Origin of the sequence: Streptomyces jeddahensis, from assembly GCF_001642995.1 — a bacterium.
GTDB lineage: Bacteria > Actinomycetota > Actinomycetes > Streptomycetales > Streptomycetaceae > Streptomyces > Streptomyces jeddahensis.
Map to the genome: position 1 here is coordinate 1 of NZ_LOHS01000066.1, position 12,374 is coordinate 12,374.

At 66.6% G+C, this 12,374-nt stretch carries 16 protein-coding genes; 11 read left to right on the forward strand and 5 right to left on the reverse strand.

Annotated features, from left to right (window positions below; genetic code table 11):
* The 5 genes from STSP_RS40110 to STSP_RS11155 all read left to right on the forward strand — a co-directional run.
* The coding region (locus STSP_RS40110; protein WP_232789592.1) for a DUF5753 domain-containing protein at positions 1 to 382 on the forward strand (382 nt) is incomplete at its 5' end.
* Positions 379 to 582, forward strand: a complete 204-nt coding sequence (locus STSP_RS36895; RefSeq protein ID WP_078067078.1) for a DUF397 domain-containing protein — start codon at positions 379 to 381, stop codon at positions 580 to 582. The genes STSP_RS40110 and STSP_RS36895, both read left to right, overlap by 4 nt.
* A gap of 551 nt (positions 583 to 1,133) precedes the next feature.
* Positions 1,134 to 1,853 (forward strand): hypothetical protein, encoded by a 720-nt coding sequence (locus tag STSP_RS11145; RefSeq protein ID WP_107441261.1) that lies wholly within the window; start codon positions 1,134 to 1,136, stop codon positions 1,851 to 1,853.
* Between the two features lie 7 nt (positions 1,854 to 1,860).
* Complete coding sequence (locus STSP_RS11150; RefSeq protein ID WP_067275472.1) at positions 1,861 to 3,057, forward strand: S8 family peptidase; 1,197 nt, start codon at positions 1,861 to 1,863, stop codon at positions 3,055 to 3,057.
* A 265-nt stretch (positions 3,058 to 3,322) separates the two neighbouring features.
* Complete coding sequence (locus STSP_RS11155; RefSeq protein ID WP_067275474.1) at positions 3,323 to 3,829, forward strand: hypothetical protein; 507 nt, start codon at positions 3,323 to 3,325, stop codon at positions 3,827 to 3,829.
* Positions 3,830 to 4,430: 601 nt separating this feature from the next.
* Here STSP_RS11155 and STSP_RS11165 read toward each other — a convergent pair.
* Positions 4,431 to 4,757: a hypothetical protein gene (locus STSP_RS11165; RefSeq protein ID WP_157902811.1), complete on the reverse strand. Its 327-nt coding sequence runs from the start codon at positions 4,755 to 4,757 to the stop codon at positions 4,431 to 4,433.
* Between STSP_RS11165 and STSP_RS40770 the strand changes: the two genes are divergently transcribed.
* The gene (locus STSP_RS40770) at positions 4,686 to 4,958 is read left to right on the forward strand and encodes a DUF6233 domain-containing protein (RefSeq protein WP_269801038.1); all 273 of its coding nucleotides are present in this window, start codon (positions 4,686 to 4,688) and stop codon (positions 4,956 to 4,958) included. The genes STSP_RS11165 and STSP_RS40770 overlap by 72 nt on opposite strands.
* Before the next feature lie 46 nt (positions 4,959 to 5,004).
* Positions 5,005 to 5,766, forward strand: a complete 762-nt coding sequence (locus STSP_RS11170; protein ID WP_067275608.1) for a transposase — start codon at positions 5,005 to 5,007, stop codon at positions 5,764 to 5,766.
* A gap of 69 nt (positions 5,767 to 5,835) precedes the next feature.
* Here the strand turns inward: STSP_RS11170 and STSP_RS11175 are convergent, their stop codons facing one another.
* Positions 5,836 to 6,270 carry a VOC family protein gene (locus STSP_RS11175; protein WP_067275479.1) on the reverse strand — a complete coding sequence of 145 codons (435 nt, stop codon included), beginning with the start codon at positions 6,268 to 6,270 and terminating at the stop codon, positions 5,836 to 5,838.
* A 213-nt stretch (positions 6,271 to 6,483) separates the two neighbouring features.
* Between STSP_RS11175 and STSP_RS11180 the strand changes: the two genes are divergently transcribed.
* A complete protein-coding gene (locus STSP_RS11180; RefSeq protein WP_157902812.1) occupies positions 6,484 to 7,338 on the forward strand; it encodes a hypothetical protein in 855 nt (284 codons plus the stop codon).
* Between the two features lie 66 nt (positions 7,339 to 7,404).
* Positions 7,405 to 7,845, forward strand: coding sequence for a VOC family protein (locus tag STSP_RS11185; RefSeq protein ID WP_067275611.1), 441 nt, complete (start codon positions 7,405 to 7,407; stop codon positions 7,843 to 7,845).
* A 12-nt stretch (positions 7,846 to 7,857) separates the two neighbouring features.
* On the opposite strand, the gene STSP_RS11190 is transcribed toward STSP_RS11185, so the two are convergent.
* The gene (locus STSP_RS11190; protein WP_269801039.1) at positions 7,858 to 8,361 is read right to left on the reverse strand and encodes a transposase; all 504 of its coding nucleotides are present in this window, start codon (positions 8,359 to 8,361) and stop codon (positions 7,858 to 7,860) included.
* Between STSP_RS11190 and STSP_RS11195 the strand changes: the two genes are divergently transcribed.
* Complete coding sequence (locus STSP_RS11195) at positions 8,354 to 8,992, forward strand: hypothetical protein (protein WP_067275491.1); 639 nt, start codon at positions 8,354 to 8,356, stop codon at positions 8,990 to 8,992. The genes STSP_RS11190 and STSP_RS11195 overlap by 8 nt on opposite strands.
* On the forward strand, positions 8,989 to 9,585 hold the full coding sequence (locus STSP_RS11200; RefSeq protein ID WP_067275501.1) for a DinB family protein: 597 nt from the start codon (positions 8,989 to 8,991) through the stop codon (positions 9,583 to 9,585). Before STSP_RS11195 ends, STSP_RS11200 begins: the two co-directional genes overlap by 4 nt.
* 52 nt (positions 9,586 to 9,637) lie before the next feature.
* Here STSP_RS11200 and istB read toward each other — a convergent pair whose 3' ends face one another.
* Together istB and istA are read right to left on the reverse strand one after the other, a co-directional pair.
* The gene (gene istB / locus STSP_RS11205) at positions 9,638 to 10,426 is read right to left on the reverse strand and encodes an IS21-like element helper ATPase IstB (RefSeq protein ID WP_067275505.1); all 789 of its coding nucleotides are present in this window, start codon (positions 10,424 to 10,426) and stop codon (positions 9,638 to 9,640) included.
* A complete protein-coding gene (gene istA / locus STSP_RS11210; protein WP_067275507.1) occupies positions 10,423 to 12,081 on the reverse strand; it encodes an IS21 family transposase in 1,659 nt (552 codons plus the stop codon). The genes istB and istA overlap by 4 nt, the downstream gene beginning before the upstream one ends.
* Positions 12,082 to 12,374 lie beyond the last annotated feature (293 nt).

Sequence of the window (12,374 nt, forward strand, 5' to 3'; positions counted from 1 at the left end):
GGCCGATGACCCGCCTCTGCGGCTCTGGGCTGTTCTGTCGGAGGCCGTACTTCTCCAGCAAGTCGGCGGGCCACCGGTGATGAAGGCGCAGCTGCAGCACCTTCTGGATGCTTCGGAGCGTTCCAATGTGACCATCCAGGTACTGCCGTTCTCCCGTGGTGCTCATGCGAGTATGTTCGGCCCGTACGTGGTGCTGGGCTTTCCCGAAGAGGGAGCGCTGGACGTGGTGTTGGCGGACAACCCGACTGGATCCACATGGCTTGAGCGAGAGGCAGAGGTCGCGCGATATCGGGACCTGTTCGACGCTGCACGCACATCCGCTCTCTCTCCGGTGGAGTCTCGCACTCTCATCCACCGCAGGGCCAAGGAGCATGGACCATGAAGGACGCACGCCGCAGCACGCCCGAACTGACAGGCGCAAGGTGGCGCAGGAGCACATACAGTGGCGGAAATAATGAGTGCGTCGAGGTCGCAGACGACTTCCCCCACATAGTTCCGATACGCGACAGCAAGCGTCCCGTCGGCCCTGTGCTTGCCTTCAGCCATCACGCGTGGAGCGCCTTCCTGAACCACCTGCGGTAACTGACGGCGGGCCACCGCCGAGCACTCACAGCTCCGAACAGCTGAGTGGTCACATCGGTCACGCTCCGCCCGGGCTCTTCAATGAGATCGTTATATGAGCTCTACGGGCGGAATACGCCTTGCGTCTGCGAAGGCCATAAGCTGTCGTCAGATTCGCGGGGGCGCCGGAAGGTGTGCGAGTGGCTCGAGTTGAGCCTCGCAGCAACCTGGGGTGCGGGTCAGTTGAGATGCGGGCTCTGTCGTGTGAGGCCGGACCACCCATCGTGCTCCCTCGCAGCTTGACCTGTGAGAGGGAACCCATGTCTTACCCCACGCCGCCGGGCAGCGGTCATCCGTATGGGCAGCCGCCCCCGCAGAGTGGTTGGCAACAGCAATGGCAAGGGTCGGGCCCTGTGCCGCCACCGCCCATGCCGACGGCACCCCCAGGGGCGACTCCGGCTGCCGTTCCAGCCCAACCGGGCCCATACCACTTCGGTCCGTATTCCCAGCCCGGCAGTCCTGTGCCCGGGGCGCCGGTACCCCCCTCCAGTGGGGGAGGCACTGCCCGAAAGGTGATCGGAACTCTGCTCGGCGTATTCGGCGTCCTCGGCATGCTGGGCGGCGGTGCGCTAGCAGCTCACGCGTACAGCAACAGTCAGCAGAATGTGCCCAACGCTGAGGCCTACGGGCCGGTGCTCTGGCGCAATGAGGCCGCCGACCAGCTCTTCCCGGCGACCGTTGGGGATCCGCCCAGCTACAAGTACGAGGTATCGGACGAGACGGTCGCGCGGTGGCGTCGGATGGGTATCTCCGAGGACACGTCGTGTTCCAAAGGCCTCAGTGGAGAGACCAAGAAGACCGCGCAGCGGCTCGGGTGCGAGGCCGTGGTGCGGGCCACATACGTCGATCTCACCGGGGAGATGGTCGCCACAGTCGCGATCATTGTGCTGCCCAAGGGTGGTACCGAAGCGCAGGAGATGGGCGAGTATCTCCGGAACCAGTCGTCCGAAGTAGTCCCTGACGGCGCTGTGATCCCGCTGAAGGTTCCGGGGACGCTCGCGGCCAAGTGGCAGGAGAGCAGGCGCAACGGCGTGGGCGGGACCGGCCTGGGCGGGAACCTCCCGTACGCCATCGCGGTCACTGCCGGCGCCGTCGACGGCCGCGCTGCGGGCTACTTGCCCGAAGAATTCGGCGAGTACGGCCCGGATAACGAAGACAGACGGCCCTGGATGGATGCGGCCGAGGCCCTCAGCCAGGTGTTCAACGTCCACATCACGCGCCTGGAGAGGTGAGGCCAGAGTGAAGTTCCAGACCATACGCGCAACCTGCACTGCGGTCGCCCTCACCGGTCTGTTGGGCACTCTTGCCACTGCGCCCGCACAAGCGGCCACCCCGGTCGGATGGGAAGGGGCGGCACTCGGCCTGTCCGCAGCGCAGAAGCAGAGCCAGGGCGAGGGAGTGACGGTTGCAGTTCTCGACACTGGTGTAGAAGTCGACCATCCAGCCCTGAAAGGCAGAGTGACCACCGGGCCCGACTTCCGCAGGGACGGGCTGGAGCCGGGGAACCCGAAGTGGGGACGGCACGGGACTGCCATGGCCTCGGATGTCCTGAAGGTGGCCCCGAAGGCCAAGATCCTTTCTGTGCGCGTACTCGACGACGACAACAGTGAGGAGAGCGATCGGGAGGAGATGGAAGACCTTCGGGACAGCGGCGCAAGCCCGATCGCCAAAGGCATCGACTATGCCGTCGAGCACGGTGCCGACGTGATCTCCATGTCGCTCGGCAGCGAGGACATCATCGGGCACTACAACGAAGACGAGGCCGCTGCCCTCGCGCGTGCCGCACGCGAAGGCGTGACGGTGCTCGCTTCGGCCGGGAACGCGGGCGACGTGCTCAACGAGGTCTCGTACCCGGCCGGTTATGCGGGCGTGATCGCGGTGGCTGCGACGAAGCCGGGCGGTGGGCGTGCTGACTTCTCCACCGTGCACACGTACAACGATGTGGCCGCACCCGGCGTCGACATCGTCAGTGCTAATAACACGGGCGGCTACAGGCCGGTCGACGGCACCTCGCCGGCATGTGCGCTGGCCGCCGGCGTCGTAGCGCTCATGTACGAGAAGAACCCGAAACTGACCCCTGCGCAGGCGAACGACGTCCTGATCGCCACCACCCATCGCCCTCCAGGGGGCGGCAGTGCCCTGCTCGGCTACGGACTGATCAACGCAGACGCGGCTGTGAAGGCCGCGGCATCGCCCCCCAAGGACAGGACAAGGGCGGTCGCGTACACGGGCAAGGAGCACCTTGCGACTCCGGACGGCACACCGAAGACGACGCACCCGGAGCTGGACCAGGGGCTGTGGATGACGGGCCTGGTCGCTGCTGGCGGCGGGTTGGTGTTCCTGATCGGCGGTGTACTCCTTGCGCTGTCGGGCCGACGCAAGGTGCCGACGGGAGCGGCTGGCATGGTGCAGCCTCAGGGGCCATTCCCACGCTGAGTCCCGCGGCCGAGCAGCAAAAGCTCCTGTTGGTTGGAAGCGCATCGTGATCTTCTGTTCAACGGGAGCTTTCGCCTGCTCCGTGCTTGTGGCCTTCCGTGGAGCGCCTGCGTCAGGGCACCGCATCTCAACGTCCCTATGTCCTCGGCGGCTTCCAGGACTTCGTGCGCACGGTCAGCCGCCGGGACACCCGGCGCTGCCTCGTAGCACGTCCGGCAAGCGGCCAATCTTGAACCTGCAACCCGAGCCCTCGTAGGTTGACTTCATGGGACTGTTCGACAAGCTGACCGGAACCAAGCGTCCCGCCGACGGTATCGCCCCGCGATCCGCCGATGAGGTCCAAGCGGCCCTGCTCGGCCTCAACAGTCCTGACGTTCCGTACGTCATCCGGGACGGCCGCGCGGAAGGCGCGGACCTGGTGGCCGAGTGGCGTGTCCTAGAGCCGGCCTGGCGGACCTTCTTCCTCCGCACGCAGCTGAGCCGGACGTTCAAGGTTCATATGCGCCTGGTCCCGGAGAAGAATGAGGTCCGTGCCCTCGATCAGCAATTCGAGGTCGACTGGGTCGGCGACACTCCCAGGCTCGCCCTGTCGTCCGAGGCCCAGAGCGGTCAGGTGAAGACTGTCTCGAAGCGCTGGTCGTTCGGCAGCGACGAGGACGGCAGGCGCGAAGAGACGTTCAGCTTTGACAGCGACGACCTGAAGGACCCCCTGCAGAGCGTCGTCCTGAAGTCGGGCTGGACCTGGCGCGGAGTCATCACCGGCAAGCTGTGAAATTGGCGGTACCACACCGCCAACCTGCGTGAGTCTCATTCGCTGAGGGGGAGAACCCGGAGCTTGGCGGTAACGGGGCTGATAATCACCGGCGTTGCGTCTAGGGACTCGGCTCCGCGGCCATGGCGATCCAGCTAAGAATGCCCACGGCAATGGCGACCACGACGGCGTGGCCCACCCGGGTCGGCCACCTTCTGGCACCGCGAGGGCTCCCGGCGGTGGGCCTTCCCGCGCGGCTTGATCGCTTGGTACCCGAGGACCCCGAGGACGGCCACGCAGACCGCGACCTGGCAGAGCTCGCCCACGACACCCCAGAACCCGACCCGTTGAATCGTCTCCGGCTCGATACCCTGTCGCGCGTCGAACTCGGTGCCATCGGGGTGGCCGTGCCCGGTGTCCTCTAGCTGCACGTAGTCGGCGGTGCCGACGTGCGGCGTGAAGTCCCCGTAACAGTCGTAGTGGGAGTTCCTACGGCTGTTGCTGGTGTCGACGCAGGTGCCCACCTTGTACATGCGGGGGTGCCGTGGAGACCTGTGGACGGGGCGAGGCCGGCGGTCGCTGTGGCGATGTCGGGTGCCACAGGCGGGTTGTCCACGTGGGGCTAGATGATCCTTCGTGCGAGGTCTGCGGCCTGGGCGCGGGTGACGCGGTCGTGGGACGCCTGCTTGCGGTCGTTCGCGGTCGCGTCCCAGTCCTCCGGCTGCATAAGGAAGAACGCGCCGGAGCTCGGCACGTAGCCGACCGCGCCGAAGGGCAGGTCGCCCGCGACATACACGCCGTTCTCGATGCCTTCGGGCCAGGGGTTGCGCCACGGGCCGCGCCGCGGGACCGGGTTCATCCGCATCAGCGGCGACTCGTGGCCCTCGGCGGTGCGCAGCGTGAGCGTCATGCTCTTCGGGCGGCCCTTGGTCGCCTGGGCGCCGTCCACCTTGGTGATCTGCGGGCAGAACGTGTCGAAGGAGTACTGGGCCAGCGTCCTGCGGCAGGTGCGCGTGAGAAGGACAGCGATCGGGATGCTCTAAAGCGCGTCCGTGGCGTGCCGCGAGAGGCCGCTGTGCGGGCGCTCGCCGAGGGCATCGCAGCTTGCTCGCACTGTCGGCCGGACGCCGATCTCGGGGTGCTGGATTAGCTAAGGGTTGTCCCGTAAGCGATCTTGCTGTGGGATGATCTTGGCCGTGGCTGGTGTGATCACGGCGTCTGAGCCGTCCTGGATAGCCCCGTTCGCCGGACTGAGCCCGCGTGCCTTCGGCAAGTTGATGACGCAGCTGCGCCGCGAGGGCGGCGACGCGCCGGGCCGGCCGTGGAAGCTGTCCCTGGAGGACCGGGTGCTACTGGTGGCCGCGTACTGGCACACCAACTTGACCCTGCGCCAACTCGCGCCGCTCTTCGGAGTGTCGAAGTCGACCGCCGATCGCGTCATCGACCACCTCGGCCCCAGGCTCGCGCTGGCCCCGCGCAGGCGGTTCGCCAAGGACGCGGTGCTGATCGTGGACGGGACGCTGGTATCCACCCGCGACCACCAGGTCGCCGAGCAGTCGAAGAACCATCGCTACTCGACGAACCACCAGGTGGTCATAGACGCCGACACCCGCCTGGTCGTGGTGGTCGGCCGGCCGCTGCCGGGGAACCGCAACGACTGCCGGGCCTGGGCCGAGTCCGGTGCGCAGCAGGCGGTCGGCAACACTACAACGATCGCGGATGGCGGCTACCTGGGCACCGGCCTGATCATGCCGCACCGCCGGCGCAAGGGCGAGGAACTGCCGGACTGGAAGCAGGCCCACAACAGGAGCCACAAACGGGTCCGCGCCCGCGTCGAGCACGCCTTCGCCCGTATGAAGACCTGGAAGATCCTGCGCGACTGCCGCCTGAGAGGCGACGGTGTGCGCCACGCGATGCACGGCGTCGCCCGCCTACACAACCTCGCTCTCACGGGATAACTCCCGCCGCATGCGGGACCTGAGAGGTCCAGGGGAGACGGCTCCCCACCTCGCAGTCTCGGAGGAGATTCAGTCGAGGCAGAACTCGTTGCCCTCGATGTCCTGCATCACAATGCAGGACTCGTTCTCGCCGTCGGCACGCATCGTTCGCACATGTACCGCGCCGAGCGCGACCAGTCGTGCGCACTCGGCCTCGAGTGTGGCAAGGCGCTCCTCACCCACTAGCCCGATACCGGCCCGCACATCGAGATGCAGCCGGTTCTTGACGACCTTGCCTTCGGGAACTCGCTGGAAGAGCAGGCGCGGGCCCACACCCGAGGGATCAGTGCACGCGAAGTAGATCACCTGCTCCTTAGGCGGCAGCGAGCGGTGGTACTCCTCCCACGTGGCAAAGCCCTCCGGGACCGTCGGTACGACGTACCCCAGCACCTCACACCAGAAAGCGGCGAGGCGCGCAGGTTCCGCGCAGTCGAAGGTCACTTGGAACTGCTTGATCGTTGACATCGGCGCACGATAACAGGGGCCCTGCTCATCTCCCCAGGTGGGTAGGTCCGCACGTTGTCGGGAGGAGGCCCCTGCTATCCGCTGCTGTGTCGTGCGGTCGCAGGGGTGAACCGAGGTCGGTGTCTCCCAAAAATCGGGGGACGGGATGCGATTTCGGCCAGCCACTCTCGTGCTGCCAAAGATCAGTTACGGGGCAACCCTTAGGGTTCCCAAATGCGTGGTGACGACATATCCGAGCGCAAGAACGCCTTCGTAGACGCGCCCAGCGCCGAGGCAGCGCGGCGTCGCAGATGGCTGGTGGGCTGTTCAACCGCCGTGATCGTAGCGGTGGGGGTGGGCTGGTACGCGTGGCCGACGAGCCAGGAGCCGAGCGCGGACCCCCACGTGCGTAACCCGGGCAAGATACAGCCGATCTGCGCCTCGTCGGACGGGCGGACGCTGTATGCAGACGTGGATGGCGACGGCGTGGTGGACGAGGTGCACGACAGCAAGGACCGTGACGGGCGCACGGTCGTCACGTTCGAGGGACCTGGCAACAAGCAGATCCGGCACCCCGTGTGGTCGATCGTCACCACGGCGGAAGGGCGCAAGAAGGCCCATGCGTCGCCCGAGGAAGGATTCCGGGCAGCGTTCGGAGATTTCGACAACAACGGCCGCGTGGACATGGCCGTCACGTATACCGCACGCGACAAGAGCGACGATCCAGTCGACTCGGCGAGCATGCTCGAAGTGCGCTGGGGGCCGCTGGGCCGTGACCTCAGGGGCAAGAGCCGGGGTTCGATCCGGATGAGCCACGGTTACTACATCGACGGTTTGCGTGCGGTGGCGGGCAACCAGCACAGCGCCAGCGCCAGCGCCAACCCGGCCTCCGCACGGCTGCTGATTTACCAGACGACGGGCGACGGCGCATTCGAGACATACCAAGGACAGAAACTCGGTCATGATCTGGTGGTGCCGGATGAGCCGTTGCCCCGATGGGGACAGGAATTCGCCGAGCAGAAGGACGGGTGGACTGACCTGGGCGAGTGCCCGGCATCACCACGAAGCACGGTGACCGGCCCCTACTAGGGCCTGTATCGAGGGCGATTGCGACCTGCTTGTTGCCGGGAGCTGATCAGAGGCATGATCTTGGCCATGTCTGAACTGCCCTCTCGGCTCTCCGTAGTGACCCTCGGCACTCGTGACCTGCCAAGGTTGCGCCGGTTCTACTGCGGTCTGGGATGGGAGGAGATCCCCTCCAGCGATGATGATTGGGCGGGTTTCCTGCTCGGTGGTGTGCTGCTGGCGCTGTACCCGGTGGATGAGCTGGCTGCCGAGGCGGCGACCGTCACCCCGTCTCCCTCTGTGTGGTCGGGGATCACGCTCGCCTGCAATGTGGACAGTCGTGAGCAAGTGGATGCTGCCTTCGCGGCCGCGGTGGCAACGGGTGCCATCGCAGTTGCTGATCCGGTGGACCGTCCTTGGGGCGGCCGGTCGGCGTACATCGCCGACCCGGAAGGCAATCGCTGGGAGATCGCCTGGGCATCCAGCGCGAGGTTCGATGACCGTGGCGCGTTGACCGGTTTCGGCAGCTGAGGATCCGTTCCGTCACAGCAAGTCGTTGATGGTCGCGACGAGAATGGTTGCCTCGTAGCGGACCGCGAGCTTGTCGTACTTCGTCGCCACGGCCCGGTGTCTCTTGAGGCGATTGATGCCGCACTCGACCGCGTGCCGAGCCTTGTAGTCCTGTGGGTCGAACTTCGGCGGCCGGCCGCCGGGCGAGCCGCGTTTCTTGCGGTTGCGGGCCTGGTCGGCCTTGTCCGGGATGGTGCAGCGAATCCCGCGCCGTCGCAGGTAGGCGCGGTTCTTCCGGGAGGCGTACGCCTTGTCGGCGCGCACACGATCGGGCCGGGTACGCGGTCTGCCCGGCCCCAGACGCGGGACGCGGACCTTGTTCAGGACGGGCTCAAACTGTGGGGAGTCGCCCCGCTGCCCGGCCGTAATCACGATGGACATGGGCTTCTGGCCCTGTCCGACTGCCGAGTGCAGCTCGCCCCGGCGGCGTGCTTCGGCTGACCACCCATCTGATCGGAGCGAACGCAGGATGAACAAGGACTGCCGTGACCAGGTCCAACCGCATCTCCAGCCCGGAGAGCAGCTGCTCGCGGTGTGCGAGTGCGAGACGGCTCCTGGGGTACCGGAGCGGCCGGTCTGGCTACGGCAGCCACCCCAGGAGTCAGAGCTGGAGCGTCGGCTCAAGTCCCGCCTGCCCGGGGTAGTACAGAGGTTCCTGCGGCCGAGTGAACCCAAGCCCGTCACCCGGTTCGAGCGGACGATGGAAGGCGCCGAACAGACGGCCGAGAATGCCCTCACCCAGGCGGCCCACGGCAAGGGCATGCACGGCGGCTGGGAGAGCCAGGCCGGGCAGTTCTTGGTGACGCACTACACTGCCGCGCGTCTGCCCGCCACGACGCTGGCGGTCGCGTTCACCGACCGCCGGGTGCTCGCACTCGCGGACCGCGCAAAACTCTGGCAGACCAATCGGGCGTACGAACTGCAGTGGGAGGCCCCACGGTCTACGGTCCTCGGAGTCCGTGCGAACCCCAATGGCTGTGTCACTTTCGAGGGGAGTCATTTCGAGGTGACTTGGGGAGTCGTTTCGCGGCAGCAGGCAAGATCAATGTCAGTGACTTTTGATGTCACTCCCGGCTGTCAGTGCCGGGTGGGAAACTGCCCGGCATGATCGAACCGAACCCGAAAGCGGACCTTCTCCGGTACTTGCAAGAAGGGCGTGACGCCCTGGTGTGGAAGCTCGATGGGCTCTCGGAGTACGACATCCGCCGCCCGCTGACCCCCACGGGCACGAACCTGTTGGGGCTGGTCAAGCACGTCGCCAGCGTGGAGTTGGGGTACTTCGGCGACACGTTTGGGCGGCCGTTCTTCGACGAGGAGCCACCGTCCTGGTGGTATACCGAGGAGTCAGAGCCCAACTCGGACATGTGGGCCGCAGCAGACGAATCACGGGAACAGATCGTTGGGCTGTATCACCAGGCGTGGGAGCACTCCAACAGCACGATCGCGGCGCTGCCGCTTGATGCGATCGGTCACGTCCCGTGGTGGCCGGAGGAACGCCGAGAGGTGACGCTGAACCACATCCTGGTGCGCGTGATCTCCGATACTCAGCGGCACGCCGGTCACGCCGACATCGTGCGAGAGCTCATCGACGGATCCGTCGGCTATTTGCAAGGCAACGACAACATGCCACCAGGGGATCAGGCGTGGTGGGAGGGCCATCGGAGCCGACTGGAGCGCGTGGCGCGGGAAGTGAACGGCTGATCTTGCCCTGCTGCCGACCCCATTGGCTCCGGGGTCGGCCATGGGGCACCGTTCAGTCGGCTGCGGTTTGCTCGGCCAGGGCTTTGGTGTGGGCGAGGCGGTAGGACTCGGTGCCGGTCTGGATGATGGAGCCGTTGAAGGTGAGCCGGTCGACGATGGCCGCGCAGAGCCGGGGGTCGGTGAAGGTCTTCGTCCAGCCGGAAAACGACTCGTTGGAGGCGATGGCGACGCTGTTCTTCTCCTCGCGTTCGGTCAGGACATGGAACAGCAACTCGGCTCCGCGCCGGTCGAGTTCCATGTAGCCGAGTTCATCGATGCATAAGAGATCGACACGTCCGTAGCGGGCGATCGTCTTGGACAGCTGCTTGTCGTCGGCGGCTTCGACCAGTTCGTTGACGAGTTTGGTCGCCAGCACGTAGCGGACGCGGAAGCCCTGCATGGCGGCCTCGGTGCCCAGGGCGATCAGCAGGTGGGACTTGCCGGTGCCGGAGTCGCCGATCAGGCAGAGCGGTTCGCCCTTCTTGACCCACTCGCAGGTCGCGAGCGTGTTGACGGTGGCGGGATCGACATTGGGGTTGGCGTCGAAGTCGAAGGCCCGCAGCGACTTCTCGCGGGGAAAGGCCGCAGCCCGGATCCGGCGTTCGGACCTGCGGCGGGCCCGGTCGTCGCACTCGGCCATCAGCAGCTCGGTCAGGAAGGCCCGATACGACATCTGCTCACGGGCAGCGCCGTCGGCCTGATCCTTGAACTGCTGGCGGATGGTGGGCAGCCGCAGCATGCGGCATGCCTGGTTGATGGAGGCGGTGGCGGCTTCTTCCGTCAGCCCGCGCTTGCGCGTCATGATCCTTCTTTCTCGCCCGCCGTGCGGCCGGGCCGTTTGAGGAGTTGGTCGTAGTGGGCCACTGAGGGAAGCGGCCGGTTGTCAGGTGGCAGGTGGGCCAGTCGCCAGTCGGCGAGAAAGGTCACCGACGCGGTCGGTCCTTCGTCCTCCGTCGCCCTCGCCTCCGCCCCGGAACGGGCCGGCAGGACCGGGTCCCCGTCGGATTCGGCGAGCTTGCGGGCCTCCAGCGCAACCGCGTCCGCAGTCAGAGCCCCCGCCTGGTAGGCGGCGGCCAGACCGGCGACGACCTGCTCGTGGTCCATGTGCCGGCCCAGCAGCAACACCTCGATCAGGGCCCGGGTGCCGGCCGCGTCACCGTGGGCGGCCTTCGCCGCCGCCCACCACTTGTCGTGAACGGGAGTGAACCGGCCTGCGGAGCGGGCCTGTTCCAGCGCCGTCGACCCGGGAAAGGCACCCGGCTTGCGCAGCAGCGCTTCCAGATAGTGGTCCAGGACCAGCAGCGACCTGTGGCGGCCACCGAGCCGCTCGTGCCGGGTCACCACACTCCGGCCGTCGTAGACGATCAGCTCGTTGGCATGCAGCAGAACCCGCAGTTGCCGCCCGATGAAGCGGACCGGCACTGAGTAGGCATTGCCGCGGACGTTGATCTGGCTGAACCGGTCGACCCTGGGGGTGAACCAGCGGCCTGTCTCGAACGGTTCGGTCGGCAGCGGCTTGAGCAGGTGCTGCTCGCCGGCGAAGTACTCACCGACGGTGCGGGTGCGGCCCCGCAGCCTCCGTGCCTCGTCGTCCTGGTCCCACTGCTCGACCAACGCGTTCAGCTCGGTGAGCGAGGCGACCTCGGGAACGGGAACGAAGTGGTTGCGGCGGAAGTAGCCGATCTGCCCCTCGACTCCGCCCTTCTCGTGGGCGCCCTCGATGCCCGGCCGGCAGTAGAACGCCTCAACGCCCCAGTGCGAACGGAACGCGGTCCAGCGGTCCGCCTCCTTCCGGCCCCGGTAGAACCCCAGCACCCGCTCGACCGCGGCCCGCAGGTTGTCGTAGCGGATGTGCCGGCGCGGGACACCGCCAAGGACCCGAAAGGCGTGCACGTGGCCTTCGAAGAAGGCTTCCTGACCTGCGGTGGCGAACACCCGGTGCACCGCCTTGCCCGAGTACGACAACCGCAGCGAAAACAGGTAGAGCCGTGTCATCTCACCGGCGAGGATCACGCTGACCTCACCGAAATCGACCTCCGCCTCGGCCCCCGGCAGGTGCGTCTGCGGCACGAACATGGCCTGTGGACCGATCCCCGCATCCCGCCTGATCTGCGGACGCCGGTCTTTCACATAGACGCGGACCATCGGATACGAGATCTCATGGGCGTCGTGCTCGTCGACCAGCCGATCGAAGATCCGCTGAGCGGTGTGGCGCTGTTTGGCGGGCGCGTCCAGATCCGCCCGCAAGATCGCATCGATCAGCGGCTTGTAGAGATCAAGCCGCGATTCCCGGCGCCGGTGATTGCTGCGTGGCTCCGGCCACTTGCCGTCCAGCGCCCGCCGTACCGTCCGCCACGTGACGTTGTGCTTGCGCTGCAACGCCCGCTGCGACATGCCCTCTTGATGGTCACGGCGGATCGCCGCGTACAGATCGATCTTCGACTGCGACGTCCCCATACGGCCCCCAGCGGCAGCAGCACAACCACCGTCCCACCGCAAGCCCCTGGGTGACGTCAAAACAAACCGTCATCGCAAACTCGGTCAGAAGGCGACTCCCCGAATCACCTCGAAACGACTCCCGCACTGAGATACATAGCCACCCCAAGGGTGTTTTCCAGCGAGGCCGCTTCGAGATCCTGTTTTTGGACGGGTCGTGGATCGCATTGGTGGCATTGGTGCCAACACATGCGGAGTCGTTCGCCGCAGAGGTAGGCGCCTGAGAGCTTCTGGGATCGTCGTCGGGCGGAGTG

What these genes read in the sequence shown, in the direction of transcription:
- STSP_RS36895 (WP_078067078.1), top strand. Translation starts at nt 379, where the DNA reads ATGAAGGACGCACGCCGCAGCACGCCCGAACTGACAGGCGCAAGGTGG.
- STSP_RS11155 (WP_067275474.1), top strand. Translation starts at nt 3,323, where the DNA reads ATGGGACTGTTCGACAAGCTGACCGGAACCAAGCGTCCCGCCGACGGT.
- STSP_RS11175 (WP_067275479.1), bottom strand. Translation starts at nt 6,270, where the DNA reads ATGTCAACGATCAAGCAGTTCCAAGTGACCTTCGACTGCGCGGAACCT.
- STSP_RS11180 (WP_157902812.1), top strand. Translation starts at nt 6,484, where the DNA reads ATGCGTGGTGACGACATATCCGAGCGCAAGAACGCCTTCGTAGACGCG.
- STSP_RS11185 (WP_067275611.1), top strand. Translation starts at nt 7,405, where the DNA reads ATGTCTGAACTGCCCTCTCGGCTCTCCGTAGTGACCCTCGGCACTCGT.
- STSP_RS11195 (WP_067275491.1), top strand. Translation starts at nt 8,354, where the DNA reads ATGAACAAGGACTGCCGTGACCAGGTCCAACCGCATCTCCAGCCCGGA.
- STSP_RS11200 (WP_067275501.1), top strand. Translation starts at nt 8,989, where the DNA reads ATGATCGAACCGAACCCGAAAGCGGACCTTCTCCGGTACTTGCAAGAA.
- istB (WP_067275505.1), bottom strand. Translation starts at nt 10,426, where the DNA reads ATGACGCGCAAGCGCGGGCTGACGGAAGAAGCCGCCACCGCCTCCATC.
- istA (WP_067275507.1), bottom strand. Translation starts at nt 12,081, where the DNA reads ATGGGGACGTCGCAGTCGAAGATCGATCTGTACGCGGCGATCCGCCGT.